The following is a 26,786-nucleotide window of genomic DNA, read 5'->3' as shown; positions in this document are numbered from 1 at the left end:
ACTACACGCCCTGCCGGATCGGAAAACGTCGCCCCAACGCTCGTTCCAAAGGCTGTGCCAAGCGATTCAGGTGGCGGTACAGCGCCATGCGCCATGGGAGCAAGCGCTCCAGCTGGAAATCATGGGACCGTGCATGGGCCCGCTCCACCAGCTCCATTCGTTGCTGCGGATGCTCCACCAGCTGACGTGCCAAAGGCACCATTGCTGACAACTCAGAGGCAAACAGGCCATACCGACCCTGCTCCAACCAAGGCTTGTAGAGCTCCGGGCCCGCCACCACAGCCACGGACTCTGCGGCTGCCTCAAGCCACTTAATCGGGGTCTTGCAAGCCTGGGGCTCACCGCACTGCAACGGCAACAAGGCCACCTGACAACTGGCCAACAGCTCGCGATAGTCGGGGTATGCCAAAGGGGCATGGCTCTCAAGTCGCTCGGGAGGCAACAGCCCCTCCAACCCCGACGGACCCACCGTGACCAGCTGGGGGGCTTCTGATTCGTGAAACCACCGCTTTAAAGCAGGAGCCAACTGACGCTGCTCCTGTTCACGGTTGAAATTGCCCAGAAACACCCGTGCTGATGGCTGACTTTGCTCGTGCCGCAAGGAAGGAATGGGCTGAACGCCATTCTCGAGCTCAAACACATGCGGGTTGAAGCGACGCAGAACTTCCGCAAGAAGCGGGTTGCTGGTCTGCACACCGTGGCAGCAACGCAGATGAATGTGGTCAACAGCCTTGCACTGTTCTCGGATCGCCAAGCGGAACAGGTCGGGGTGGTCATCCCACTCGACTAACACCAGGCAGCCTCTACGGCGCCAACCTTCCACAACCGAGCGCCACTGCTCCACTGACTCAGGCAGTGGGCGCTGCCAGATCACCAACGCACTGTCTCGAATCTGGAGCACTGGATCAAAGGGCGTCGCCACAAAGCACACATCCCAACCATGCTGCTGCATGGCGCGGAAAGGCTGCTCCACCCGCACCGTGGACCACGGTCCAGCGGAGTTCACCACCACATCGATGGGCCTCAGTACGGGAATGCGCGCGGTCATGGCAATCTGAGGCGACCGCCATTCTCCTCGTGCAGCGTTACGCCGGTGAATCCCTGGGCGATAGCCCCCGAATCGTTGTGCTGGGTTCCTGCAAGGTGGGCAATTTCGTTGTGTCCACCCCACTGCTGCGCGGCCTCAAGGAACGCTGGCCTGACGCAACGATGGACTTCATCGGTAGTGCAGTCACCGCCGACTTCGAGTCGAACTGCCCCTGGATCGACTGGCGCTGCAGCTGGGATTCCCGGGAGGCCAGCGCAGGCCTGGATCTGTTGCAAACACTGGAACAACGCCAGAACCAATGCGGTCCTGTGAGTCTGGCTATCAATCTCGATGGATTCAATCCGGTGACCCAGGTGGTGGCCAGTTGGCTAAGACCGCTGTTTATCGCTGGTGGCACGCTCACAAACGATCTACGCCGGACGTTTCCTTGGGGTGATCTGCCGCAACAGCGCTTTCTTGAAGAGCCCGACTGGGACAGCCCTGCCTTCCTTAAACGGCACAGCAGCTGGCTCAGCACGAACTCCATCTCGGAACTGTTCTGCCGCCTGGCATGGATCGACACCGACGTGCATGCCATTGCACTCAGCAGCACGGCACCGAACTTCAGCGTCCCCGATGTACTGATCCACTGCACCACGGCTCGGGCCGCCAAGGTGTGGCCGTTCGCGCACTGGCGCAGCGTGATCGATGCCTGCAACCACCGCGACCTGAGTGTGGGACTCGTGGGTAGTCCCCCCAAAGCCCAGCAGGAGGCCTACAACGCTGGCGACGGCGAAGACTGGCTGCTGCAGACCACAGCGTTGATCGACCTGCGAGGCCAAACCACACTGATGGAGCTCGCGGGTGCCTGCCGCCAAACCGCTGCTGTGGTGAGTGTGGACGCGGGGCCAATGCACATCGCCGCAGCCGTGGGCACCCCCACCCTGGCCCTCGTGGGAAATGATGCAGATGGCACCGGCGCCAGCCCTATTCGTCTGTGGCTGCCACGCACGCGCAACCTGTCGCGCACCGTCAGTCCCCACAGCTGCGACCGATGCGCCAGCAACCGCTTCCGCAACGACGGCTGTCTGGTGGAGGGGCACCCCTGCATGAGCGACGTACTGCCGGAACAAGTGATCGACTGGCTCTCCGCTGTGCCCGGCTTGCAAGAACGGTGGTATGCGCACTGACGACGATCCGTTGCTGCCGCCGCACTGGCTAGCGGAACTGGGCGATGGACTCGGCGAGCCGCTGCTGCGCAGCCTTTGGAGCAGTCCCGCACCGGAGCCCGTTGCCAGCGCCCCTGCGAACGCCAACCTCACGGTGCGCTGGAGACCCAATCAACTCCCAGAGTTTGCGGTGCCGCCGATTGCGCTGCGCATGGGGGGCCGTCTTCATCCGCTACTGCAGGTGGCCCAGATGAGCGCCGCCCTGCTGCGCCGGCGCCAGCCCGATGGGCAGCTGGTGGTACAACTGCATGATGAAGACCCAGGCCCGGGCAGCTTGCGGATGGATGCACCGCGCTATGCATGCAAACCACAACACGGTGTCATCCCCGATGCCTATTGCCTAGGAAGCCACGGCTTCCTGCTCTTGCGTCAGCAACTTGTCAAACATCCCTTACCGCCATGGCAGGCGCGCAAGCCGATCGCCTGCTGGCGCGGCGCCAGCACCGACAGCAAACACATCACGCTGACAACCTTGGGGAACAGTCGGCGCTACCAGCTCTGCCAACTGTCGCGACGCCGACCGGATTTATTGGATGCCCGCTTCAGCAATGTGGTGCAGTGCGCGAGTGCAAGCGATCAACAGGCGGTGGAACAGCACCTAAACGAGCAGCACCTCCTGGCACCAAGACTCGAACCACGGGCCATGGCGCAATGCCGCTGGCTTCTTGACCTCGATGGCAACGTCAATTCCTGGGGCCTACTCTGGAAGCTGCTCAGTGGTTGTTGCGTGATCCGCGTGACCAGCAGCCGCGGGCAATGGTTTCATCACCGTTTGATTCCAGGGCGGCACTTGGTTGCGGTGCAACCTGACCTCAACGATCTCGAAGACAAGCTCAGCTGGTGCCAGGAGCACCCGCAACAGTGCGAAGAAATTGCATACGAAGGCCAGCAACTTGCCATCCAAGTGCTCGAAGACTTAGGCGCTGACGTGTTGACGTCGATTCGATCGGTGGCCCTTTAACCGGGCCGACCGCGAAAGAAAACACGCAGATCTTGGAGTTCGTTGTTCAGCCGTGTCTGACGACTGGCCACGATGCGTTCAAACATCGTCGCCAAAGCAGCCAAACTCTCTTCGACATGAGATAGATCATCCTCGGAAACCAAGCCCGAATTCAAAAACGAAGCCAAATACCTGCGCTCGATCTGTTCAGGCCGGAGTCGAACATTGTCGGGTTCAGAAGCTTGAAGCCAGTGACCGCCGAAACACCGCACTAGCAGGTCTGATCCCACAGGCTGAGTCGCCACAAAGGATTCAAACGGGATCAGCTGCACACTGCCCAGCGTGCGATCAGCAAACGACGGCAGACAACGCCGCAGGTCGATGGCCATCAAGCTGTGACAAGCCTCAGTGCTCATTGCAAACCAGCCGGTACGACGCACACTCGCCGTCCACGCCTGAATCGATGCCACCAGACCATGTTTCGCAGCCTCGGAATACACCGACTCCAAGCGATCCACAGGATCGCGTTCCACCCAAATCCACTCAGGAGTACGAAAACCTGCTTGCACCAGCAACTGCTCAAAATGACGATGATTGACGTCATCAATCAAGAAGTTTTCAAAATCCTCTCCACTCAGCAGCACCGCCGTGCAACCGGCCTCACAGGCGTCTTGATGCATGATCCGGAGTGCAGAAAGCACCGCTTCATGCCGGCCCACTTGCAACGCCCAGAGCAATGGGCTGTGTTGAAACACCGGGAGGCCTTCAACCCTTAACCGGGGATACAACACCTGCTGAAGCACACCGGCCGAGCGGGCTAAATCACAACCGCGTTGAAACGATGTGGTCGCCGTTTTGCGTGGACCGGCATGAATGACAAGACGCATCGCGTTCAACACACCGGAAGATGGCGCCACCCGGACGGGTTTGGCCGCAGACCACCCTGCTGCTGCAATCGCCGGGTGTTCCAGTTGATCAGGCTTGGGTGGATCCAGAGCTTGGCACCGGCGCAGCTGAGGGCCTGGTTGAAGCTCACGTGCTCGCAGCATTGCCAACGCCACCAACGTCGCCCCTCTGGGCCATCCCACGCCAGCGGCTGCTCGCCGCAGTAGCGCGGCTGCACGCGCTGCAGCCAACTGGCCCGATAGAAACCCAATCCGCCAAAGGCGCTCTCCACCTCCAGGGGCGCAGCGGCGGAATCCAACACGAATTGACGCGGAGTGTAAACCGCCTCCAGCAACTGGAGATCCGTCATGTCCGGATGCTGGCCATGCAATTGAGCAATCGCAGCCCAGACATCATCGGGACATTGCTGAGGGTGGCGCAAAGCCCAGAGGTCGTAATAGGGACCATCCTGATTGGCAAACAGGCCAGCCCCATCCGGCTGCTGCCACCACCAGCGCAACGCCTCGGCACAGCTCGGCAGATCCCACGGATCCGCATTGACGCTGTCACAGTCCAGCACCACCAACACATCGAGGTCAGACCAACCACCGCGTTGCTGCTGCCATGCCAGGGCCGTATTACGCAGGTGTGCCAGCCGCACAGTCTTGATCGGAATTTGCTCCGCAAGACCAGGAAAGCCAATGGCATGCACAGCTTGTGCCTCGGCGGCATAGGCGCGAATCGCAGCAACGCTGTCGTCGCAACTGTCGTTTTCGAGGAGCAGTACGTCTGTTTGCTCAAACAGCGAGCGCAACAACTCAATGTTGCGGAACAGCGCAGGCAGATGACGGCCTGAGTCGCGGACGCATCCCGTGATCAATGCACGCCGCAACACGAGCTCTGCAAGAGAAGATCAGTCTGCACGACCAGACCATTGCTCCTAGCAGAGCTGACGGACAAACCAGATCTGCCTCACAAGCAACAACGACTTCCAGTGATTCCTTAAAAAATTCTCAAAAACGAAGGACCTACCCAAAGCGATTCTCATGGTGAATGGACAAGGAGAATCTCTTCACTCTTTGGCTATGCATTGGCCATGAAGAGAAACCCTCCCCACTTCATCCAGTCCTCATCATGGGTTTCAATCCTGCGTTCCCAAGTCAATACCAACCCACTGACAATGCAAATACGTTTCTCATCGTTGACGATATTGGGCAATTATCAAACCAAAGCGACACGATCACTAACCTCAATTATCCACAGTCGCTCCGTGGAAAATATATATTACTCCATTCTGGAGACGATATCTTCACCGGAACCAGCTTCAACTCACCTGGATGGGACAATATTGCCAATGGAAACCGAGGCGTCGACAACCTCATCGGATCTCTTTTCAGTCGCGACTTTTTGCGCGGCGGAAGAGAAGCCGATTTTATAAGCGGAACCGACGGTGGCGATGACTTCCTTCTCGGAGACGCTGAAGACGACACAGTCTTTGCATCGGTTGCAGGAAACAATATTTTACGGGGTGGGCAGGGAAGCGACAGTCTTAATGGAGCTAACGGCATCGACCTCCTGATCGGAGACTTTGGCGTTGACTTCCTCTTCGGAGGCTTAAACAAGGACTATTTTGTGCTACGCACTGATAGCAATGGCGATCTCAACAATCTGAGCGGCAGCACCAATGACATCGACACTATTACAGACTTTAATATTGCGGACGATTACATTTTACTACCAGGAATCAGCACGTTAAACGAGGTCAAGCTAGAGGCAGTCCCTGGAACCGCAAATGATTACTATGTTGGTATCATTCAGCAGGATTTTAGCGTTCTATATGCTGGAAGAGTCAATTCCGATGGTATTGTTGTTCCTGAAAGAGATATCATTGTTGGAGACAAAGCAACAACTGCTTACAATGCAGCGGACGGCAATGACCCCACGAGCTTCCTGAACAATCCCAACATTTTTGACGTTGCTTAATTAATTCCAGTCTCCAAATCTGACAACAACTCTTTTGCCACCTGATGCCAGGTGCGGTAAGAGCGTTGCTCCAACTCGAACCCCAGCTCTTTGCGATACTGGGGTTCTTCGATTAATCGGCTCAATCCTTCAACAATCGAGCGCCATTGATGGGTGTTCACCGCAACACAGCCACCGCCACGGGACAGCTCAGCCAAAGCACCGGCGTTGTTGCACAGGCAGGGTCGGCGATGCCACAAGCTTTCAGCCACCGGCAAACCAAACCCCTCCTGAAATGAGGGGTAGACGCACACATCCGCATCGGCATAGGCAGCCTGCAGGCGTTCATCCGAGACGCCCCCTCGCCACGCCAGGGGCAATCCCAGCTTCCGTGCTCGCCGCAACATGGCGATGATCGACGCATCCGCACCCCAACCGATCAGCTCCAATTGCCACTGGTGCACACCCTGACTGTGGAGCCAAGCGAGAGCCTTGATCAGTCCCTGGTGGTTCTTGCGCGGCTCCAGCGTGCTCACCATCAGCAATTGCAGAGGACCGGTCGCATTCGACGGCGGCGGCAGTCGTTTGAAAGGGAAGGTTTCCGCCAGAGGCAGCGGAATAATCCGGTTGAGCAGCTGCGGCAAGGCGTGAGCGCCGTGCTCCGCCAGAAAGCAGAGCAAATCCAAGCGACTGGTGCACGAATTGCAAAACACGCGGGCGTCCGCCGCAATGGCTTGCATGTAGTTGGCGTGGGCGACGGCTGCGGGCGCTTCTGGTTGACCAGCAGCCACCGCCTGCTGCCATGGAATCGCGTCATGGAACAGCCAGGCCAGCTTCAAGCCAGGTGCCGCAACCCTCAATTGCTGAGCGGATGGATTACGCGGTCCACAGACCAGCTCCACGATCAACAACCAACCGCTGGAGACGCTTGCAGGGTCTTGCCAGGGATGCCAAGCCTCCAGCGGCGGTCCATTCCAGCGGGAAAGATGGGCCAAGCGCAGCGTGGAAGGCGGAACAAACCGCTGCCCATGGCGATCCCAAACCACGGGGATCAAGCCTTGACCCTCGTCAATCAAGGCAGAGGCCAGCAGGCGCACGCAACGTTGAATCCCACTGTTGTGCGCAAAGCGACTGGTGTGATCGACGTAATAGAAAATCGGCGCCTTCATCGCTCGTCAACCGGCCGTTTCTGAGCTGCGTTTGTCGTTAATGCCGAGCACTAAAGGAGGGAACAGAGCCCAGGCCTGCAAGCTGGGGTACAGGCTGTTGAGCTGACCGTCGAAACTGAAACAAAGCCGTTCCGGCAGTTCGGGCACTTGGATGGGCAGCGTGCGCAGCGGAAATGCCCAGTTGAGGATGGTGTCCGCTGCGGCCGGGGTGACCACATAGCCCGCCAGTCCAAGCCCCTTCTGGAGACGCAGCCACTGACGTTGCCCCACGGCAGCCAAGGCTGCACTGAGCTGCTGCTCATCGGGGAAACGAGGTTGAAACAGACTCGTGAAGGTCTGCCCCGGAGCCCAATCAAGCTGCAGACACGAATCCAGATTCCAACCCAACAGCAGCAGGTCACAGGCGTCCGGTGCCTGCTGCAACTGGGCCTGGAGATGGTCCGGCCACTCAGGCGCCGGCAGCGCGTCATCTTCAAAAATCAACAGCGAACGGCCATGACGGCGACAATGCATCAACGCCTTGATATGGCTCAGGGCACAACCCACCTGCCCGCGCGGCCACGTCAGAACGGACGGGTCGATCAGACCCTGTTGCTGCAACTGGGCGAGATTCAATTCAGCGCCATCCACCCCGGGTAGGTGGGTGATCTCGCCTGGGTATCCCGCAAACCGCCGGCGAAATGCATCGAGGCGTTGGGGCGTGCGCTCCAGACTGATCACCAAGGCATCCAGGTCTTCTAGGCGCATTGCCATCACAGACCCGACCCGCGGCTCAAGAGATGATGGGACTCTGCCAGACCTTTGCACGATCGCTTGCATGGACCGCCCCGTCGCTCTCATCACTGGGATTACCGGCCAGGACGGCTCCTATCTCGCTGAGCTCCTCCTAGAGAAGGGCTACGCCGTCCACGGCATCAAACGCCGCGCCTCCTCCTTCAACACCACCCGCATCGATCACCTCTATCAAGATCCCCACGAGACTGATCCCACAGGGCAACCTCCGCGCCTCACCCTCCATTACGGCGATTTGTCTGACGGAAGCAACCTGCAACGCATCATCGAGCAGGTTCAGCCCGATGAGATCTACAACCTCGGCGCCCAGAGCCATGTGGCGGTGAGTTTCGAGGCTCCTGAATACACCGCCAACGTCGACGCCCTTGGCACCCTGCGCATCCTTGAGGCCGTGCGCATCTGCGGCCTCACCCCAAAAACCCGCATCTATCAAGCCTCCACCTCCGAGCTCTACGGCCTCGTGCAAGAGGTCCCGCAAAAGGAAACCACCCCCTTTCACCCCCGTAGTCCCTACGGCGTCGCCAAGCTTTACGCCTACTGGATCACCGTCAACTACCGCGAGGCCTACGGCATGTATGCCTGCAACGGCCTGCTGTTTAATCACGAAAGCCCCCGGCGCGGCGAAACCTTTGTCACCCGCAAGATCACCCGCGGCCTTGCCCGCATTGATGCCGGCCTCGACCAGTGCCTCTACATGGGCAACCTCGATTCCCTGCGCGACTGGGGCCACGCCCGCGACTATGTGGAGATGCAGTGGCGCATGCTCCAGCAGGACACTCCGGAAGACTTCGTGATCGCCACCGGCCGTCAGGAATCGGTGCGCCGCTTCATTGAGCTCGCTGCCCAGGCCCTTGGGTGGGGAAAGCTCCAATGGGAGGGATCGGGACTGGAAGAAACAGGCCACCGGAGCGACACCGGCGCCATCGTGGTGCGCATCGATCCCCGTTATTTCCGCCCCGCGGAAGTGGAGACTCTGCTGGGAGATCCCACCAAGGCTCACGAGAAACTGGGCTGGACGCCCACCACCACCCTGGAAGAACTGGTCAATGACATGATCGCCGTCGACCAGGATGAAGCCCGCAAAGAGGCCTACCTGCAGGCCAAAGGCTTTCAGGTGGTGAGTACTCGGGAATGACGGACGCTGCCGCTATGTCTCTGCTCCGCCCCAGTGACAGCATCTTCATTGCTGGTGCCCGCGGCATGGCCGGCAGTGCTATTCGCCGCGCGCTGACGCGTAAGGGGTATGGCGATCCAGCACGCGGCGGTGCGCTGCTCACCCCCACCCGTCAGCAGCTCGATCTACTCGATGGCCAGGCCGTCAGCGCCTGGATGCAAACCAACCAACCCGATGTGGTGGTGCTGGCGGCCGCCACCGTCGGCGGCATCGAAGCCAACCGCAGCCGACCCGCCGATTTCCTGCTGCAAAACCTCAGCCTCCAGACCCACGTGATGGAAGCGGCCTGGCAAGCCGGCACGCGCCGACTGCTGTTTCTCGGCAGCAGTTGCATCTACCCTAAATTTGCCAAGCAACCGATCCGCGAGGAAGCACTGCTCACCGGCGCTCTGGAGCCCACCAACGAGTGGTACGCCATCGCCAAAATCGCCGGGATCAAGCTCGCGGAGGCCCTGCGCCGCCAGCACGGCTTTGATGCCATCAGCCTGATGCCCACCAATCTCTACGGGCCTGGCGACAACTATCACCCCACTGGCAGCCATGTGCTGCCTGCCTTGATCCGCCGCATCCATGAAGCCAAACTATCGAACGCCCCATCAGTGACCTGCTGGGGCAGCGGCACGCCCCTGCGCGAATTTCTCCACGCCGATGATCTGGGAGACGCCTGCGTGTTTGCCCTCGAGCATTGGTCAGCTCTGGCCCCCGATGCACCGAAAGACGATCAGGGCGCACCGCTTGCATTCCTCAACGTGGGCACCGGCATCGACCTCAGCATTCGTGAACTGGCCGAACAGGTGTCCCAAGCTGTCGGCTACGGCGGAACCATTCACTGGGACACCAGCAAGCCCGACGGCACACCAAAGAAACAGCTGAATGTGAGCCAGCTCCGCGATCTCGGCTGGTCTGCACGCATTCCCCTGGCGGCGGGGCTCCCCCTGGCAGTTCAGGATTTCGAGCAAACACTGGCGACCGGTCAACTGCGGCAGTGATCATTTGTGGACCTGCCTGCGCCGAGCGATCAAGTGAGGGCAGGCGCTTCCGGCCCAAAGCGGTAGCTCCAGAACTGATTGTTCAAGATCGCTTCTGATGCATCGCCGCTTGTCATGGCAGAGAGTTGGTCGCTGTTCAAGTCACCGCCGGTATAGAGCGCTTCGAGGATGCCATCGGCAAAGATGCCGACCCCTGAGAGTCCATGGACTGAAGCATCGGCAAAGGACAGACGATCTGTGCTCACGCCCAGGATCTTGATCTGGTCGACGGCATCAAGGCCCTCGATGATGTCTGCCTTCTGCCCTAATGGATTGTTGCCAGCGGAGGCATACCAGTAATTCTCGAGGAACTGATCCGACTTGATCGCAATCAAATCTGCCGCCGCATCGCGCTGATCGGTGTACGTGTTCCAACCGAAATCACCGTGCAGCTCATCCGCACCGGTGCCACCGGAAATGATGTCGCGGCCGTTGCCGCCATGCACCAGGTCATCACCACCTCTGGCATCCAGGATGTCCCAACCAGCCAGGCCACGCAGGGTTTCCGCCTGATCGCTGCCCTCCAATACGGATGCCATGACGGTGATGTCCTGTTCCACAGGCGAACGGGAGGCGTCAAAAATGAGCTGCTTGGCCTGGATGTCGTTACCACCAATACCAGCGCGAGCAACCCGATTCACCAGCAGCGTGTCACTCCAGCTGCTGGTGCTTACCTGCACACTGCGGGACACATCGTCTTGAATCGCCAAAGCACCAGCATTAGCCCCCAACCACTGACTCGTGAGATCGGACACCTCACTGCCACCACTCACCACCAATAATCGAGTGTCGGTGGCTCCATCGGAGGATTCCGAGCCCCAAATCTGAATCAAAGCCTGTAGATCGTTACTGGTAAAGAACTCAGGCCAAACCCCAGTAGCCGGATTGCGGTAGGCCATCACCGTGTCTTCCGGGTAGGCACTGCGCCAAGGATCAGTGATGCCGTTCAAGACGTCGCCATCACCGGCTTCAAAGGGGTGCTCCAGGCCAAGAGCATGACCGAACTCATGGATCAGCACATAGCGGCGATAAGCCTCGTCAAATTCAACCTCGGGATAGTTGATGAAAAGCTCCCAACCCCCAAACCCACTGGTGGTGGCTAATCCGAGCGTGTTGCCACCACCACCAATATCAATCTCAGTGTCGTAGTAGAGATCAACATCGGCCGCATCCGCAGAACCCACCTGACGGAAATCCAACTCAATAAGGCTGTCGAGTCGACGCACCATGGCGTTGAAATAGTGCTGATCCGCCGCTGAGATCGACACCGATTGGATGATTTGCTCGCCGAATCCGCCCCCGGACACGGTCACCGCACCGCCAGGCGTATGCAAGTAGTAATCGAGCACGCTATCGGTGGCTATCGACTGGCGCGTCACCGCCACACTGCCATCGTCAAGCAATTCAGCTGGCGCGATCGAAAGCCCGTACAAGGCCCGTCCATCCGCACGCTGACTAGCCTGAAACTGCTGTCCGCGTGCTTGATCACACAGCAGGCACATGGCGGACGCCACCTCGAAGCTTTACATGTTCAACGTACAGAAAGCGCATGGCCGAGATGTGACTGAATGCTGTCCAAGCCGTGACGACTTACTGAGGAAGCGCTGAGAGCTCAGCGCCCTCCCGCCTTCAGCACCGTCTTGATCGTGCGGAACAGGATCACCAGATCCAGCCAGGTGCTGAAGTGCCGCAGGTAATAGAGGTCGTAAGAGAGCTTGAGGTCTGAATCCTCGATGCTGCTGGCATAGGGAGCACACACCTGGGCCCAACCACTGAGGCCAGGGCGCATCCAGTGACGCTTGCGGTAATGGGGAATGCTGCGCTCCAGTTGATGCTCCAGCTCCGGCCGCTCAGGCCGAGGACCGATCAGGCTCATCTCGCCGTTGAGCACGTTCAGCAGCTGCGGTAGCTCGTCCAGCCGCACCCGGCGGAGGACGCCACCGATGGCGGTGATGCGCTGGTCGCCGACCAGGGTCCACTCCGCCGGGGCATCGGCCGGTTGCACCGACATGGTGCGCAGCTTCAAGACGGTGAAGGGCCGCCCCAGCCAGCCGCTGCGCTGCTGTGAATAAAAGATCGGTCCTCGATCCTCAAGCCAAATCAGCAAGGCCGCCACGGCGATGAACGGCGCCGTCAGCAGCAACAACACCAGTGCCACCACCAGATCAGCCATGCGCTTGAGCTGGGCCTGAACGCTGAAGGTGGCGGCCCAGGGCAGATCGTCGTAGGTGAAGGGAACGTCCCCCATCAACACGGGTGGCAGCCGTTCCTGCTGCTGTTCAAACAGGCTGAGCACCGACACGCTGCGGACGACGCGGGGATCGCGCATCTCCAGGCTCTCCAGCAACGCACGCTGGCTGGGATCCCGTCGCAGCTCCGCACTCACGGCCACCAGCAACGGTTGCTCGGGTTGATCCAGGCGCCGTTGCAAGCGCAGCGCATCCACAGGCGACAGGCGCTGGCGGTGAGGCACGCGCCGCCAGGCGGTGAGCACGGTGTGAATGTCGTTCGGCTGGGCCAACAGCAACAGTCGGGGCGCGTCAGGCAGCAGCAGCCCACGCCGCAGCGCTAGGCGCACCAGCAGAGCCCAGCCGGTGAGGCCCAGCATCCACACCAACTGCACCCGCCGGTACACCAGCCACACCGCATCGACAGGATTGATCAGCCAGCGGGCGAAAGCCACCACCATCACGAACACGGCAGCGGTGATCACCAGCCGCTGCAACAGCACCGGCAGGGTGAGACGACGCCAGCGCAAAACCGTATAGCTACCGAACAGCCAGCCCAGCAGGGGATAGAGCAGCAGCGAGAACAACAGCCAGCCGCCCTGCCACTCCAGGCTGCTGCCACCAATCGTCCACCCGAGCAAGGACGGAATCCAGAGGATCAAGCCCAGGATCAGCAGCTGACCGGCCGCATCCAGCAGCAACGCCCGCAGGATCAGCGTGCGCGGATCATGCATCCACATGATGGATGACCTCCTCCAGGGCCACGCGCCAGTGCTGCGGCTGCAGGTGGAGCTGCTGACGCGTGGCCGCGCAGTCGAGCAGGGAATAAGCGGGACGCTGGGCTGGTGTGGGGTACTGCGCTGCCATGATCGGCCGCACCTGAGCGGCCTTGGCGATCAAGCCATGGGCGGACGCCAGCTCACCAATGGCGACTGCGAAGTCGTACCAACTGGCCGCACCGGCATCGCTCCAGTGATGGATGCCCGCCACCTGCTGCTGGATCACCGCCCAGCAAGCCTGGGCCAAACCCAGCGTTGACGTAGGACACCCCACCTGATCGGCCACCACCGACAACGGTTCACCCGCCTCAGCCTTGAGGCGATGCAAGCGCAGCATCGTGAGCAGAAAATTGCGGCCCACCGGGCCATACGCCCAGCTGGTGCGCAGAATCGTGGCCACGCCAGAGTCGCCACATCCCAGGACCGCTGCTACCGCCTCTTCCCCCGCAGCCTTGCTGGCGCCGTAGACGCCGAGGGGCTGGCGTAGCTGGTCGGGATAGTAGGGGTGACCCTGCTGGCCGTTGAACACAAAATCAGTGCTGACCTGCAGCAAGCGGCCGCCGTGCTCCGCCAACGCTTCAGCGAAAGCACGCGGTGCCCCAGCATTCACCGCCTGCGCCAATTTGGGTTCCGATTCCGCCTTATCCACAGCGGTGTACGCACCGGCATTCAGCACCCAATCCGGCCGGTGCTGAGCCACCGCTGCACGGCAGGCCTGGGCATCGGCCAGATCCAGCTGCTGGCGGCCTGTGGCGATCAACTCAAGGCCTGACGGCACCGAGTCGCACAACGCCTGACCCAGCTGTCCGCCGGCACCAGTAAGCAGAACCTTCAAGGGAAAACCTCACCCGCAGCAACCAAGGCCGCTAGATCAGGCGCCTCTGCATCCTTTGCGGCCAGGAGCGGTTCGCTCACACCGGCCTGCGGCAACGGCCAATCAATCGCCATCGATGGATCGTCCCAACGCAAGGACCGTTCGCAGTCGCGGTTCCAGAAGCCACTGGCCTTGTATTGCACTTCGGCCACATCGCTGAGAGTGAGGAAGCCATGGGCGAACCCCACCGGCACCCACAACTGCTGATGGTTCTCTGACGACAGCGTCGCCCCCACCCATTGGCCGTAACTGGGGGAGGTGCAGCGCAGATCCACCGCCACATCAAAAATGCTGCCCTCACTGCAACGCACCAACTTGCCCTGGGGTTCAGGCGGCAACTGGAAATGCAGCCCTCGCAACACGCCGCGGCTGGAGCGGGAATGGTTGTCCTGACGGAACTGCAGGCCCTCAGCCTCGGCGGCGGGCACACCGGCTGCGATCAGGTCCTGGCGAAAGCGGCGCTCATTCCAGCTCTCGTAGAAAAAGCCGCGGTCATCACCGAACACCTGGGGGGTGATCAACAGCGGGCCGGCCATGGGCTGACCGGAGACCATCAGCAGCGTTTCAGCGGGCACGGCTGATCTCCGAGGTGCGGCCTTCCAGGTTGCGCTGCAGCAACGCATGCACCCCGCTGGGCTCCTCCAGCAGCTGCTGCAGATAGCGGCCATAACCGCTCTTGAGCAGCGGCTGGGCCAGCTGCTCCAACTGATCGGCATCGATCCAACCTTGGCGCCAGGCTACCTCCTCCGGGCAGCCCACCTTCAACCCCTGCCGTTGCTCAAGAGTGCGGATGTAGGACCCCGCCTCGTGCAGAGAGTCAAAGGTGCCGGTGTCGAGCCAGGCCATGCCACGGCCCATCAGTTCCACCGTGAGCTGCTGCTCCTCCAGATACATCTGGTTCAGGCTTGTGATCTCCAGCTCACCACGTGCCGAGGGCTGCACCGCACGGGCCCGCTCCACCACCGAAGCGTCGTAGAAATACAAACCGGTGACGGCGTAACGGCTGCGGGGCTGGGCCGGTTTCTCCTCGATGCTCAGGGCGCAGCCGTCGGCATCGAACTCCACCACGCCGTAACGCTCGGGATCACGCACGGGATAGCCAAACACGGTGCCCCCCTGGTCACGCGCTGTGGCCGCCTGCAGCTGCGGGATCAGTTCATGGCCATGGAAGAGGTTATCGCCCAGAACCAGAGCCGCAGAGGCACCATCGAGAAAATCAGCACCGATCAGAAACGCCTGGGCCAGACCATCCGGGCTCGGCTGCACGGCGTAGGCGATGGTCATCCCCCAGGCGCTGCCATCCCCAAGCAGGCGCTGAAACGCCGCCTGATCGTGGGGGGTGGTGATGATCAGCACCTCGCGGATGCCCGCCAGCATCAGCGTGCTAAGCGGGTAATGGATCATCGGCTTGTCATAGACCGGCATCAGCTGCTTGCTCACCGCTGTGGTGAGCGGTGCCAATCGGGTTCCGCTGCCGCCAGCCAAGATGATCCCCTTGCGCCGCATCGAGTGAATAGGCAGTAAGCCGAGCTATTTCAGCATGAAGATCACTTGCGCTCGGCTGTTACCTCTAAGAAATACTGCCTGAACAAACAGTGAGAACTCAAAAGCGGATGAAGAGATTCGAACTCTCGACCCTCTCCTTGGCAAGGAGATGCTCTACCACTGAGCTACATCCGCAGTTGACGCCTGGGCAACCCCCCGCGACTTGGAAAGGATGCAGCACAGAGGGCCCCTGGGTCAAGCGGGAGGCAGCAATGGGATGCACAAGACTTCCAGGGAGCGGCCAAAAAGCGAGTGAGGACCATGGGAGTCAGCCAAAACCTCAGTCTCACAAGCTCATCAATGGCTAACGACACGGAGAGCTTACGGGGACCAAAACGATCCGACCGAAGCCAAGACCAACTATTAGAGCTCACGCAGTTGCGCAGACAGGGTTGAGTCAACAACGGCAGCCCCATACAAACCCCGACCCAAAATTCCGCTCAGCAACACTTCAACAAAACGGCAATGAATCGACAGAGCCAAGGCTGCGTTTGCCAAAGACAAAACGGCCAGGGAAGGTGTATCGCCGAAAAAGTAATCACTCGCCATAATTACAGACAAGGCTCAAACACACACCGACGAAGAAAACATGCAAGCAATACAAGCAAAAGTTTTTTCCAAGACAGCAATAATCAAAAGAGTTGAATTATAAAAACAAAGCATTAAAGGAGATACACACCCAGGCAATATAAATTGAGCCCTAAAGTATTAAGACCCATCTTGTCCAAAAACAAAAAACCTAAACGAATAAACAACAGCAGCCCGAAATCATAAACCTACCACCCGACACATTACAAGCACAACAACCCGAGCTAACACAAGCAGATAAATTCTGAACAATTAAATCAGGCATCAACCTTAGAAAAAATTTGGCCAATTGACTCAACGGCACTATCACGCTTAGCAATGCAAATCAACGTAGTATTAGATTGGAGATATTCAGGCATGGCGGACCATTTGCTCATAATTAATGATGAGGGAAGAAGAACATAAGTAGGCACGCCAATTACAGACGAGATGCAAACCGAGGTAGAGGAGACACCTATAACAACATCAAGGCCCTGAATACATCGAAAAAGCTCGTCTGGATTAGCGGCAACTGGTCTAGGGGGAAAAGATATTCTGCCTGGATAAGCTGCCAAAGCATGAGCAAAGAAATCAATATCATTTTTATCTAAAACGGGATGGAGGAGGATAATAGAATGCAATGTATTCTGAAGAATCCAATCTACCCAAGAGATCCCATAAGAATGGCCTTTTTTATTTTTATTCCTGGAGTACGCATGGATACCAATTTTCAAACTCCCAGAGAGGCAAAGAGTAGTATTCTCAACCAAGGAAGGGATGCAAAAATTTGATTCCGGTTCAAGTGGCAAATAGGGAATTAAGTCTGACCATAAATAATAAAGCGATGTAATGCGATCGTATCGATCGAGACATGCAGGATATCGCGCTAAAATCTCAAAATTGCTTTTACGGGCTCGAAATCTTTTGCTGATGAAATCAATAAGAGCATAAGATTGTTTCAATGGCACGATTTGATAGCATCCGGAGAAAGCGCTGCAAGATAAGATTTTGGATATCTCCCAGACATAATCCCCAATACCTAGATTGGCGTCAGGCAGAACCAAGGTTAGGTGATTAGACAATGAGGGTGTAAGAAAATTTTTTAAATTTTTTCTCTCTTCAATACTCCAAAAATCGATCGAATGGGCACGCAGCCAGTGAACCACTGAGGGCGACAAGCAACAATCAATTCCAGGAGCGTCTTTTTTAGATTGCGAATCAAATTTTGACCTAAGCTCGTAGGTATTTAAATAACAAGATCTACGAGAATCCACAACTTCAATATCATAACCAAGAACAAGTGGATCCCGTAAAACAGTGGTGGCCAAGAAGCCGGAAAAGTCAGCACACTCCCTATAATATTTCATAATCTGAGCATGGATATGCAAACTTATGCCATCAAAATCAGACAGCTCAAGCGAATTGGCGAAGTGACTGAGAGAAGGCATACTAGAAGAGTGCAGCCAGCCACAAAAAGCCGAGCGGAGATAACGATCTCGAATAACAATCAGAAAACATATATGCAGAGAGTGAATATCAAACGAGCTGTAATTGAAACTATTTAAAGACATAAGTACGCGAAGTACAGTTTCTGGGAAAAAAATCGTTGCAGCCGAACCCCAACACTGCTTGTCTAAGCGAACAAATGGAGATGACCTAAATTGGCACAATCCGTCAATACTACGGGTAGTTATTAAGTCAGAAATCAAATAATACTGTCGCAAATATTCACCATAAAAAGGATCAGCTTGCATACAGATACCTCGCCAGGTATAATATTAAATTATATAGATATCGCACCAAGGTTGCAAGACAATGTGTTTTGGTAAAAGGATGGCTATCTTCGGAGATCAACAGCAAAAATCAGAAACAAAGGAGAGTGAAGCCATACAAAAGATCGAAGCTCTGATCAGTCAAGAAACAATTGAAGGAGTAAAGGACTTATACGGTTACGCGATTAATACAAAAAGTGAATGCCATACAGATATAGATCTACAACATGTGGAACAAACACTGCATTATTACTATGAGATAAGATCGCGAAGGGGCAAAGAGGTGGCAAGATTATGCATAAATAGACTTATCGCAATTAATCTTGTTTTAGACCCCTGCAATCCCGAGCTAAGAATAATAACCTACCTGTTGAATCAGAAACTAAAATTTATAAGCAATTGGCAATCTTTTGATATTCTTGATATTCCTTTTAATATTATTAGGTCGGCATGGGAAACATCCTTAGAGCCGAAGACTGTAAATGCTCAAGACTTTAAAAAAAGCACATTGTTTCCACAATTAAGATCTCCTACGGATGAATTTGAAATGAAAGGTATTTTTGAGAGCAAAAATGAGAATAAGATAGACAGAAGCATCATTAATTTTCGGAATAGCCTCCAGCTAAGTAAATCTTGCAAAGATCAAAATACCTACTATGTAAAAGGGAACTTTCTGATTTTATCTACTGGCTATGGAATAGTTATATATGACATAGATAGAGATGCGGTAATAGAAAGCCATTCTCATCACTCAACGAAACTTTTAGGCTACTCATTGAAAATCAGATACATTACAAATAGCAGCCAAATAAGTAATTGTGAGGGACTGACTGCAATCTGTACAGTTCGACATGCCCCTAATTATGCTCATTGGACAAGAGATGTTTTATCAAAGCTGCTCCATATTAAAGCAAAAGGAATATCATTCAAAATAAACAACTTTATTTTTGACAATATAGAAAAGAAATATCAGCTTGACACATTAAAAATGCTGGATATCGACAAAAAAAATATAATTAATTCTTTAAGAATTCCCCCTTCGATAATCTTAAAAGCCAATAGAATAGTTTTACCTCCAAAATTTGACAAAACATTATCTTTTAGTACGACAGAAAAATGGTTCCAGGAGCTAGCCGAAGAGAAAGAGGAAGAAAAAATAAAGCATGGCGGGCATTATCTTTATTTATCCAGAGATGACGCAGAATACAGAAAAGTTCTTAACGAAGAAGAGTTACAACGCTTGCTAAAACAACTAAATTTTGAAACAATAAAGGCATCAAATTTAACAATTTTCGAACAAATCAGCCTTTTTTCCAATGCTCGCATCGTAGTAGGCGCACATTCAGCCGGATTGATTAATTGTTTGTATTCAAAACATAACCTATCACTTATAGAACTACACCATCCGGACTATTGCCATCATGGTTCAGGATTAACTATGGCTCAAATGGCTTGCTACTGTAAATTCAACTATTATCCAATAAAATGTAAGTCCCCCGTGAGGTCAGATGATCTAACCGATCATTATAAAAAAGATATAGTAAGAACTGCGGACATTGAAGCCCCCCTAGATTTAATTCAACAGACTCTTATGAATATATTATGAAGAGCAGGATAAGCAATCATAAGAACATCAAAATCCTTATTTTCATCCCATTTCCAATTTGGTTGATTCATTCACAATTAGACATATATATGTCGATAATAATGAAGGAGATGGGCTTTAATGTTTCGATATTAATGTGTAAGTCTTATTACTCAAAATGTCCGGCTTTAGAATCAACCCCAAATGACAAGAAATTAAATGTATGCCTTGAGTGTCAAGCACAGGGTGGCTGGATAAAAGACTTGTTGAAAAGGAAATACTCAATAGATGTACATGAATTGTCCACTCGGGATCGGGATGAGTCATATCCTTTAGATCAAACTTATAGCGATATTCTAGATCTAGCCTCGCTTGAAACTACTTTTACTGCTCAACGAACTGGATCATATGGACTGATAGATCACAACATAAGTGAATACTATGTGTCTACAAGAAAGGAACTGCAAAAGATATTACCCAACATGGTTGAAGCGCTTAAATCTCAAGAATTTGACATTGGCTTTTGTTTTAATGGCAGATTTTCGACGTCTAATATGTTTTTTAATTTATGCAAAAAAGAAGGCATTCCTTGTATTTTGCATGAAAAAGGAGTAACTGCTAATTCATTTAAGTTCTTGATAGGAAATACATGCTCATTAGATAAAGACAAGATAAACAAACTCTTGAAACATAAAGAGAGGAGTATGAGAAAAACTATCAATAAAAAGAAAATACTATCTCATGTGCATGAATTAAAAGAAAAAATTTCACAAGGGCATAAGCAAACATCACATTATGCATTTTTGAATGAGTCCAATGAAAGCAGTAATGACACTCATTGGCTAAATAAAATGAGGGCAAACCATGTAAAAATAATTGGATATTTTCCATCTACCTTTGATGAAGGATATACACAGAGTGTTCTGCCGATGCAGCAGTTAAAGTTATTATTTGATTTAAATAGACTTGCAAGTATGGACAATGACATAGCGATCATAGTAAGGATACATCCTAATTTTTGGCGAAGAATGGGTGTTCATAATAAAGATCTAATTGTTACTAGAATGATTCAAAAGCTAAGAAATAGGGCAGTTCAGAACTTCCACATAGTGGAACAAAATGGAATTAACTCTATTGACCTATGCAAATATATTGATGCCGCCATCGTACCCAACTCATCCCTCGCGCTCGATATTCGCTTAACTACACAAACAGTAAGACTTAATATGCTTGTTGCTAAAACCTCGTTATATGAAGAATGTGGAGACTATATAGCAGAAAATTTAAGTCGTGATACCTATAGGTTTATAAATGAGATAAAATCAAAGAGAATGCTTTTAGACAAGAAGAAAGATATATACAAATACGAAGAAATAGCTTACTCACTTTGGAATACAGAGATGAATATATCAATAAAATTCGAAGGAATCGGCTCAGACCCTAACAACCCTTTTCTTCCAGATATGGAAAAATTGAAAAAGACTATTGATAGCAATAATGTAAGCTCTGAACACGATATCTCATTGATTAATAATATCATTTGGAGGGCTTTGTGCTCAAAAGGATATATCAGCATTGAATAAATATGATTTTATAGTCATACATGTTGTGGCTTGATTATTTATAATAAAAACTCTACCCAAAAAAAGTTTGATTCAAAGTAAAACATCAGGGATATCAAGAGAGGATCCTTTGTCACAAATAACTTTTGGGGAGAGTGGGATAGTAGAGGTGAGATTGTTAACTCGTCAAACAACTATAGCCGTAATTTCAAAAATATAGCCTCAAATGCACAATCACATAAAGGAGTGATCAGATGTAAGGCATTAATCTAATGCAAATGTGGTAGTGTCTTTAATTAAAGAAAGCGGATTTTGATCTTCTCTAACGACAAGAGAATCATCAAATATGATGAAATCTAATGATGAATTGATAAAACAATTGATGGCTTCTTCTTTTGAATTAACGATCGGCTCGCCTCTAACATTAAATGATGTATTTATAAGGATTGGACACTGACATTCTAATTTATAGGCTGTGAGCAAAGAAGAGATAATTGTATTGTCATTTTCACTTACAATCTGGATACGTGCTGTGCCATCTTGATGCACTATCGCAGGATATAGATCGTCAGTAATATACTTTACAAGTGATTCATTGTTTTTATTTTTTTTATCATTAACTGGCAAATAGTTTTTTGAAAGAGCCAGAGTGAGCATATATTTATAAAGCTGGGAGGAGTTTGGTTGCATTTCAAAAATATCGCTGGCATCACTTTCTAATACAACAGGTGCTAAAGGGCGAAAATCCTCGCGATTTTTAATATTGCTATTGATGAATTCAAGAGCTTTGGGATTTCTCGGATCAGCAATTATTGATCTATTACCTAAAGCTCGTGGACCGAATTCGCTTCGGCCTTCAAAGACGGCTCCTACCCTTCCCTTTTGGAGAGACTGTATTACGTACTCAAGTGAACGTTGATCATTAATGTTAGGTCGGCGTATTAATAGATCGGCAGATTTTGATTGAGATATATCTGTTGAATCTACTCCCAACATAACCGAAGGAAGTCGAGAACTTATTGTTTTCGAGCATGCATTAGCTATATAATTAATACAAGCACCAATTGATGAGCCAGCATCACCACTCGCAGGATAAGCATAAATATTATTAAATTGGCTCTTGAAGGTGGTTGCTATTATGTAATTTAACTTGCAGTTTAAAGCAACCCCACCGCCTAAATAAAGTGTATTGCACGGGCTAACGGTGGATCTATTTAATTGAGATTCAATTAAAGTTATTGTGCTTATTTCAAGGTATTTTTGCATGCTAGAAGCCAAGTCGGCGAAACGCTGATGGATCGGCGCTTTTGAATTTGTAGGCCTAGGTAAAAATTTCAATTTATCAGTTAAAGGTTTATAAAATAACTCGTCGCTGTAAATGTCAAGCTCACCAAGATTAGGGGAGTCATTGCGATCTGGTTCTCCGAAAAGAGAACAAAGTTCTTCAAAATAAACTGGATCACCATATGGAGCAAGCCCCATAAGTTTATATTCTCCGGTCAACACTTTAAAGCCACAATAAACTGTAATCAGGCTGTACATTAAGCCTAAACTACGATTTACTGGTGTTAAAGTAGTGTTAAGCAGCTTTCCATTGACTATCTCAGCAACTAACCCGCTTGATCTCTCACCAATGGCATCATTGACAATTACCATGCCATCATTTCCATCACCAGCTGAGTACGCGGCATAAGCATGCGAATGATGATGAGAGCTAAAGTAAACATCGTCATTAGCATTAAGACCGAGTCGATTAGCAACCAAATGGACTTGATCTAAATGTGTATTGCTGGCCTTTAGAGTTTTATATAATGACTTCAATGCAACCAATGGAGTCATTATATTTTTACTGTATATTCTATTGAATATATTTTCATGAAGACAAATAGTCTTAACGTTAAATGCATAAGAATCTGCAAGTCTTAAACAGTATTCAATGGATTGTGTGGGGAAGGATTTGTCACCTTTTATTCTAGTAAAACGTTCTTCACTGCTTGCAAATAACTGCTTGCCATCTATCCCGACAAGCGCTGCAGACGAATCATGAAAACCACAAGATATTCCGAGGAGAACTTCGTTAGACATCGTATTAATGGATTGGATAAGAAAGGGAAGTAGTTTTGATCGTCTTAGAATTAGTTCGATTAAAAAGATTTGATATTTTAAAAATATTTGTCAATGGTACAATACTACACATGATCAGAAATTTGAGCATGTTTCTCTTTTTAGCCTCACCGAGCGTCAACATGGCAGCTCCTTAATCAGTTGATAAATTCTTTGTGCAATTATTCTATAGCCACTGGGGTTTGGATGCCTAAAATCAGCAAACAAACGTGATTGATCATCGAATAATGATGTTTCATTTTTGAGGAAACTATACCTTTCTGGCTCAGAGGAAAGCTTATCTATAATTTTTTCATAAAAAGGCTTAAGTCTTTTGACTCTTTCAAGACTATTTTCATTAACAACTTGCATGAAACTATAATCCAAAGGATCAAAGATGTCGTATTTGTAATTGCCATATCCCAATGTAGGCTGAAGAATTCGCAGAAACTTAGAACCGAATGAACTTGATATAGCATTCATTTGAATGCTTCTAGCTAAAAAAACATCAGCATGATCCAGTGACGTCTTGGGAATATTAGTAGATCTGAATAGATCTAGAGAAGAAATTTCTTTTAAGCCAGTTTGGTTCATCAATGGATTGTCTTGATGAATCTGAAGATAGTAATCATTAATCCCGGAATAGGAAATAATAATGTCAGGCCTAAAAGTTGGGATATCTCTAGCAAGTTTATTCAACTCGTTCCAAGAATTATAGCCTCCACAACCTCCATTGAAGATGCAACATTCCGTATTTTCACTCTTGAAAATATTATATAAATATTCGCTCCACATTGCGCCTTGTACCGCGGAGGTCGTCGAACCACCTAATGTCATTATCCACGGCCTAGAGGAAAGAGAGCCGTGTACAACATAGTTGCCAATGGTTTTATGATTAGCTTGAACATACTCGTCCTGATAGTTGTGATCATAAGTACAGCAACAATCGTAAGCCCAGTTATTCAATATCTTTTGTTTTTGAATTGGGTCCATAATCATAATTAAATATTACAATCATAGCATGAATTACTTTCTGGCGCTGTCGGAAGCCATGGCTCACTATTGTCCACACTAAAATTCATAGGGACTATATCGGGCATCCCAAGAGTGCAAAACAAATCAAAACAACTTATGAATACTTAGTGCAGTGCCGGCTTTAAAATTGTATTTTGAAGCATGGCCCAATAGCATATTTAGCATCCAGGGTGGTGCACCATCACCTGGACGAACGATCCGCAAATTTTCATTTGTAAACATTTCTCCCATTGCTATGTCTGCAACAACATAAATAGAACGTCGAAAAACCAGATTCTTCATCTCTGCGTCCGTCGGGCCGTAAGCAACCTCACCCATCGATTGCCAAGCACGATTTGATTCTACAACCAGACTTTTAAGCTCAGCCGGCTCTAAGGAAAATGCACTGTCGACACCACCATCAGCACGCGAGAGGGTGAAGTGCTTTTCAATCACGGATGCACCGAGAGCAACTGAAGCAACAGAAACACCTACTCCCATGGTGTGATCACTCAACCCCACTTCAGCTCCAAACAACTGTTTCAAATGGGGAATTGTTGAAATATTTGTGTTTTCAGGAGTCGCTGGATAAGTACTCGTGCACTTTAGAAGAATAAGTTGTTCACAACCTGCGTCTCTAGCGGTTGTAACAGCCTGCTCCAACTCCCCAAGAGTTGCCATACCTGTGGAGATAATGAGTGGTTTACCCGTCGACGCAGCCTTTTCTATCAGCGGCAGGTGGCTGTTCTCGAAGCTGGCGATCTTGAAAGCAGGCACATCGAGATCCAGCAGAAAGTCGACTGCCGTCTCATCAAAGGGTGAGCTGAAGCAGATCAGCCCCAGCTCGCGAGCCCGGTCCATGATCGGGGCATGCCATTCCCAGGGGGTGTAGGCCTGTTTGTAGAGATCATGCAGGTTCTTGCCTGACCAAAGGGAATCGGGATCGTTGATCTCGAAGCTGCCGCCACGCACATCGAGTGTCATCGTATCGGCGGTGTAGGTCTGCAACTTGATGGCGTGAGCCCCAGCTTGGGCGGCAGCCTCAACAATCTCTAAAGCTCGTTCAAGGCTCTGATTGTGATTGCCACTCATTTCAGCAATCACAAATGGCGGATGGTCAGCACCGATAGGACGACCGGCTATCTCGATGGTCATGAGGGGATGTCTTGGTTCACAGATTGGTCTGGTGACATTGGCACGATCCTCACATCGGCATAAAGACCATCAGTGCGCTGGGACACGCGACGAAACTCCAGCCGCATGCCGAGAGCTTCTAGAAATGCATGGGGATAACCCTCGGCGTCGAGCATACGAATCTGGTCGTACCAGGAACTCAAGTCGCCTTTTGAGCAGGTCACCAGGTTGCTCTGGCATGGAGTTCGTCGGCTGAACAGCACTGGATCTCCCCGCTGGGGTGTGGCAACAGGCTCCTCCCGCACGATTTTTTCAATCATCTTCTCAATCACCCCATCAGCCCTGAGAAAGATTTCTTCTGCGCTGCCATGAAGGCTCAAAGGCTGCTTAATGTAAATGTCACCAGTATCCAGGCCAGCGCCGCAGCGCAGGGCTGAAATCATGGTGCTGCTGTGGCCTCGCTCGATCAGGTTCTGCAGTGGACTTCCGCCCCGCCCATAAGGCAGGTCGGTCATATGAAAGATGACAGTTGGCCAAGAGCCCCAGATCGATTCGGGGATCAGATGGCTCCAATGTGGCACGAAGATCCACTGCGGATCGATCGCTGCTACAGCTTCCGAGGTGAGCTTGGTGGGTTCGGCAATGCTCTCAACGGGACGACTGAGTTGTCGGCTAAGTCGATCAGCCAATGCACTGTTCCAAGGACGGTTGGAGATCAGCAGCAAGGAGGATTGGTGGTGAGGTGAAATGTGTCCTATCAGTTGCACGTGATTCCCAATGCTCAAGCGACGGAATCGATTTGCTCATCATGACAAACAGGGGGATTCCGTTACCCCTCATCAGCGCAATCAGATTGAAAATTCAGGATGTAGCGCCGGCCGTGCGCATAAAAAAACGCCGGATAACGCTGGTTGTCAACCACCCGCAACACATTGAACTGCTCCGCTAGGGAAAGCTCTGGATCCAACCTGGAGTCAGCCGGCCGACGGTGGGGATAATAGCTGGCTTCGCCGCACTGAGGCTGAGCTGCCTTGACCACCTCATGGTGGCAATCAAACCAGGTCAAACAGAGATCGAAAGTGGCACGTGCTTGCAAGGCACGCCACTCATCCACCAGCTCATGGCCGTGGAGCGTGATCTCCTGCTGTAAGTGGATGGGACCGGCGTCGAGATCAGCAACAGCCTCAAACAGGGTGATTGGGATGGAGCTGGCCCCCTCCAGGATCTGCCAGGTCATCGAACTCCAGCCCTGACCCTGAGGCAGGGCGCTCTCATGCACCACCAGGTTGTAGCGGTGGAGCGCCAGTTCATCAGCATTGAGCAAACGACCGCAGCTCAGCAACAGGCAAACATCGCCTGCGACTAGAGCTGACGGAGTGTGGATCCAGCGCACTGCATGGCCCCGCTGCCACAGCGC

The 26,786-nt window shown here is 52.3% G+C and carries 24 protein-coding genes and 1 tRNA gene; 7 read left to right on the top strand and 18 right to left on the bottom strand.

Features of this window, described 5'->3' with window-relative positions:
- Position 1: 1 nt before the first annotated feature.
- The gene (locus SynA1560_RS00570) at positions 2-1,048 is read right to left on the bottom strand and encodes a hypothetical protein (RefSeq protein ID WP_186500887.1); all 1,047 of its coding nucleotides are present in this window, start codon (positions 1,046-1,048) and stop codon (positions 2-4) included.
- 29 nt (positions 1,049-1,077) lie between these two features.
- On the opposite strand from SynA1560_RS00570, the gene SynA1560_RS00565 reads away from it, so the two are divergent.
- Both SynA1560_RS00565 and SynA1560_RS00560 read left to right on the top strand, forming a co-directional pair.
- Entirely contained in the window at positions 1,078-2,217 is a 1,140-nt protein-coding gene (locus SynA1560_RS00565) for a glycosyltransferase family 9 protein (RefSeq protein WP_186500886.1), read from the top strand.
- Positions 2,207-3,217, top strand: coding sequence for a glycosyl transferase family 90 (locus SynA1560_RS00560; RefSeq protein ID WP_186500885.1), 1,011 nt, complete (start codon positions 2,207-2,209; stop codon positions 3,215-3,217). The genes SynA1560_RS00565 and SynA1560_RS00560 overlap by 11 nt, the downstream gene beginning before the upstream one ends.
- Here SynA1560_RS00560 and SynA1560_RS00555 read toward each other — a convergent pair.
- Positions 3,214-4,083, bottom strand: coding sequence for a hypothetical protein (locus tag SynA1560_RS00555; RefSeq protein WP_222930219.1), 870 nt, complete (start codon positions 4,081-4,083; stop codon positions 3,214-3,216). The two genes, SynA1560_RS00560 and SynA1560_RS00555, sit on opposite strands and share 4 nt — an antisense overlap.
- Before the next feature lie 5 nt (positions 4,084-4,088).
- On the bottom strand, positions 4,089-4,973 hold the full coding sequence (locus SynA1560_RS00550) for a hypothetical protein (protein WP_186500883.1): 885 nt from the start codon (positions 4,971-4,973) through the stop codon (positions 4,089-4,091).
- A 161-nt stretch (positions 4,974-5,134) separates the two neighbouring features.
- On the opposite strand from SynA1560_RS00550, the gene SynA1560_RS00545 reads away from it, so the two are divergent.
- Positions 5,135-6,064: a calcium-binding protein gene (locus tag SynA1560_RS00545; protein ID WP_186500882.1), complete on the top strand. Its 930-nt coding sequence runs from the start codon at positions 5,135-5,137 to the stop codon at positions 6,062-6,064.
- On the opposite strand, the gene SynA1560_RS00540 is transcribed toward SynA1560_RS00545, so the two are convergent.
- Together SynA1560_RS00540 and SynA1560_RS00535 are read right to left on the bottom strand one after the other, a co-directional pair.
- Complete coding sequence (locus SynA1560_RS00540; protein ID WP_186500881.1) at positions 6,061-7,212, bottom strand: glycosyltransferase; 1,152 nt, start codon at positions 7,210-7,212, stop codon at positions 6,061-6,063. The genes SynA1560_RS00545 and SynA1560_RS00540 overlap by 4 nt on opposite strands.
- Before the next feature lie 6 nt (positions 7,213-7,218).
- Positions 7,219-7,965 (bottom strand): glycosyltransferase family 25 protein, encoded by a 747-nt coding sequence (locus SynA1560_RS00535; protein ID WP_186500880.1) that lies wholly within the window; start codon positions 7,963-7,965, stop codon positions 7,219-7,221.
- Between the two features lie 64 nt (positions 7,966-8,029).
- On the opposite strand from SynA1560_RS00535, the gene gmd reads away from it, so the two are divergent.
- Both gmd and SynA1560_RS00525 read left to right on the top strand, forming a co-directional pair.
- Positions 8,030-9,139, top strand: coding sequence for a GDP-mannose 4,6-dehydratase (gene gmd, locus SynA1560_RS00530; RefSeq protein ID WP_186500879.1), 1,110 nt, complete (start codon positions 8,030-8,032; stop codon positions 9,137-9,139).
- 14 nt (positions 9,140-9,153) lie between these two features.
- Positions 9,154-10,167 (top strand): GDP-L-fucose synthase, encoded by a 1,014-nt coding sequence (locus SynA1560_RS00525; protein ID WP_186500878.1) that lies wholly within the window; start codon positions 9,154-9,156, stop codon positions 10,165-10,167.
- Positions 10,168-10,196: 29 nt separating this feature from the next.
- Here the strand turns inward: SynA1560_RS00525 and SynA1560_RS00520 are convergent, their stop codons facing one another.
- From SynA1560_RS00520 to SynA1560_RS00485, 8 genes are all read right to left on the bottom strand, one after another.
- Positions 10,197-11,708, bottom strand: coding sequence for a hypothetical protein (locus SynA1560_RS00520; protein WP_186500877.1), 1,512 nt, complete (start codon positions 11,706-11,708; stop codon positions 10,197-10,199).
- A 110-nt stretch (positions 11,709-11,818) separates the two neighbouring features.
- Positions 11,819-13,174, bottom strand: coding sequence for a sugar transferase (locus SynA1560_RS00515; RefSeq protein ID WP_186500876.1), 1,356 nt, complete (start codon positions 13,172-13,174; stop codon positions 11,819-11,821).
- Positions 13,161-14,048, bottom strand: coding sequence for a dTDP-4-dehydrorhamnose reductase (gene rfbD, locus SynA1560_RS00510; protein WP_186500875.1), 888 nt, complete (start codon positions 14,046-14,048; stop codon positions 13,161-13,163). The genes SynA1560_RS00515 and rfbD overlap by 14 nt, the downstream gene beginning before the upstream one ends.
- Positions 14,045-14,662, bottom strand: coding sequence for a dTDP-4-dehydrorhamnose 3,5-epimerase (rfbC, locus tag SynA1560_RS00505; RefSeq protein WP_370523169.1), 618 nt, complete (start codon positions 14,660-14,662; stop codon positions 14,045-14,047). The genes rfbD and rfbC overlap by 4 nt, the downstream gene beginning before the upstream one ends.
- Entirely contained in the window at positions 14,652-15,593 is a 942-nt protein-coding gene (gene rfbA, locus SynA1560_RS00500; protein WP_186500874.1) for a glucose-1-phosphate thymidylyltransferase RfbA, read from the bottom strand. The genes rfbC and rfbA overlap by 11 nt, the downstream gene beginning before the upstream one ends.
- 102 nt (positions 15,594-15,695) lie before the next feature.
- Positions 15,696-15,767: transfer RNA gene (locus SynA1560_RS00495), tRNA-Gly, on the bottom strand.
- Between the two features lie 228 nt (positions 15,768-15,995).
- Positions 15,996-16,181 (bottom strand): hypothetical protein, encoded by a 186-nt coding sequence (locus SynA1560_RS00490; RefSeq protein WP_186500873.1) that lies wholly within the window; start codon positions 16,179-16,181, stop codon positions 15,996-15,998.
- A 296-nt stretch (positions 16,182-16,477) separates the two neighbouring features.
- Positions 16,478-17,953: a hypothetical protein gene (locus tag SynA1560_RS00485; protein WP_186500872.1), complete on the bottom strand. Its 1,476-nt coding sequence runs from the start codon at positions 17,951-17,953 to the stop codon at positions 16,478-16,480.
- Between the two features lie 79 nt (positions 17,954-18,032).
- Between SynA1560_RS00485 and SynA1560_RS00480 the strand changes: the two genes are divergently transcribed.
- Together SynA1560_RS00480 and SynA1560_RS00475 are read left to right on the top strand one after the other, a co-directional pair.
- Positions 18,033-19,577 carry a DUF563 domain-containing protein gene (locus SynA1560_RS00480; protein ID WP_186500871.1) on the top strand — a complete coding sequence of 515 codons (1,545 nt, stop codon included), beginning with the start codon at positions 18,033-18,035 and terminating at the stop codon, positions 19,575-19,577.
- A 101-nt stretch (positions 19,578-19,678) separates the two neighbouring features.
- Entirely contained in the window at positions 19,679-21,139 is a 1,461-nt protein-coding gene (locus SynA1560_RS00475; RefSeq protein ID WP_186500870.1) for a hypothetical protein, read from the top strand.
- Between the two features lie 243 nt (positions 21,140-21,382).
- Here SynA1560_RS00475 and SynA1560_RS00470 read toward each other — a convergent pair whose 3' ends face one another.
- The 5 genes from SynA1560_RS00470 to SynA1560_RS00450 all read right to left on the bottom strand — a co-directional run bounded on the left by SynA1560_RS00470 (position 21,383) and on the right by SynA1560_RS00450 (position 26,762).
- A complete protein-coding gene (locus SynA1560_RS00470) occupies positions 21,383-23,203 on the bottom strand; it encodes a carbamoyltransferase C-terminal domain-containing protein (protein ID WP_186500869.1) in 1,821 nt (606 codons plus the stop codon).
- Positions 23,204-23,359: 156 nt separating this feature from the next.
- On the bottom strand, positions 23,360-24,214 hold the full coding sequence (locus SynA1560_RS00465; protein WP_186500868.1) for an SGNH/GDSL hydrolase family protein: 855 nt from the start codon (positions 24,212-24,214) through the stop codon (positions 23,360-23,362).
- A 126-nt stretch (positions 24,215-24,340) separates the two neighbouring features.
- Entirely contained in the window at positions 24,341-25,390 is a 1,050-nt protein-coding gene (gene pseI / locus SynA1560_RS00460; protein ID WP_186500867.1) for a pseudaminic acid synthase, read from the bottom strand.
- A complete protein-coding gene (locus SynA1560_RS00455) occupies positions 25,387-26,136 on the bottom strand; it encodes a methionyl-tRNA formyltransferase (RefSeq protein WP_222930218.1) in 750 nt (249 codons plus the stop codon). Before SynA1560_RS00455 ends, pseI begins: the two co-directional genes overlap by 4 nt.
- Positions 26,137-26,198: 62 nt before the next feature.
- On the bottom strand, positions 26,199-26,762 hold the full coding sequence (locus SynA1560_RS00450) for a formyltransferase family protein (protein ID WP_370523168.1): 564 nt from the start codon (positions 26,760-26,762) through the stop codon (positions 26,199-26,201).
- Positions 26,763-26,786 lie beyond the last annotated feature (24 nt).

The sequence above is a fragment of the Synechococcus sp. A15-60 genome, from assembly GCF_014280095.1.
Classification (GTDB): Bacteria; Cyanobacteriota; Cyanobacteriia; order PCC-6307; family Cyanobiaceae; genus Synechococcus_C.
This window is presented reverse-complemented; position numbering and strand designations above follow the sequence as displayed.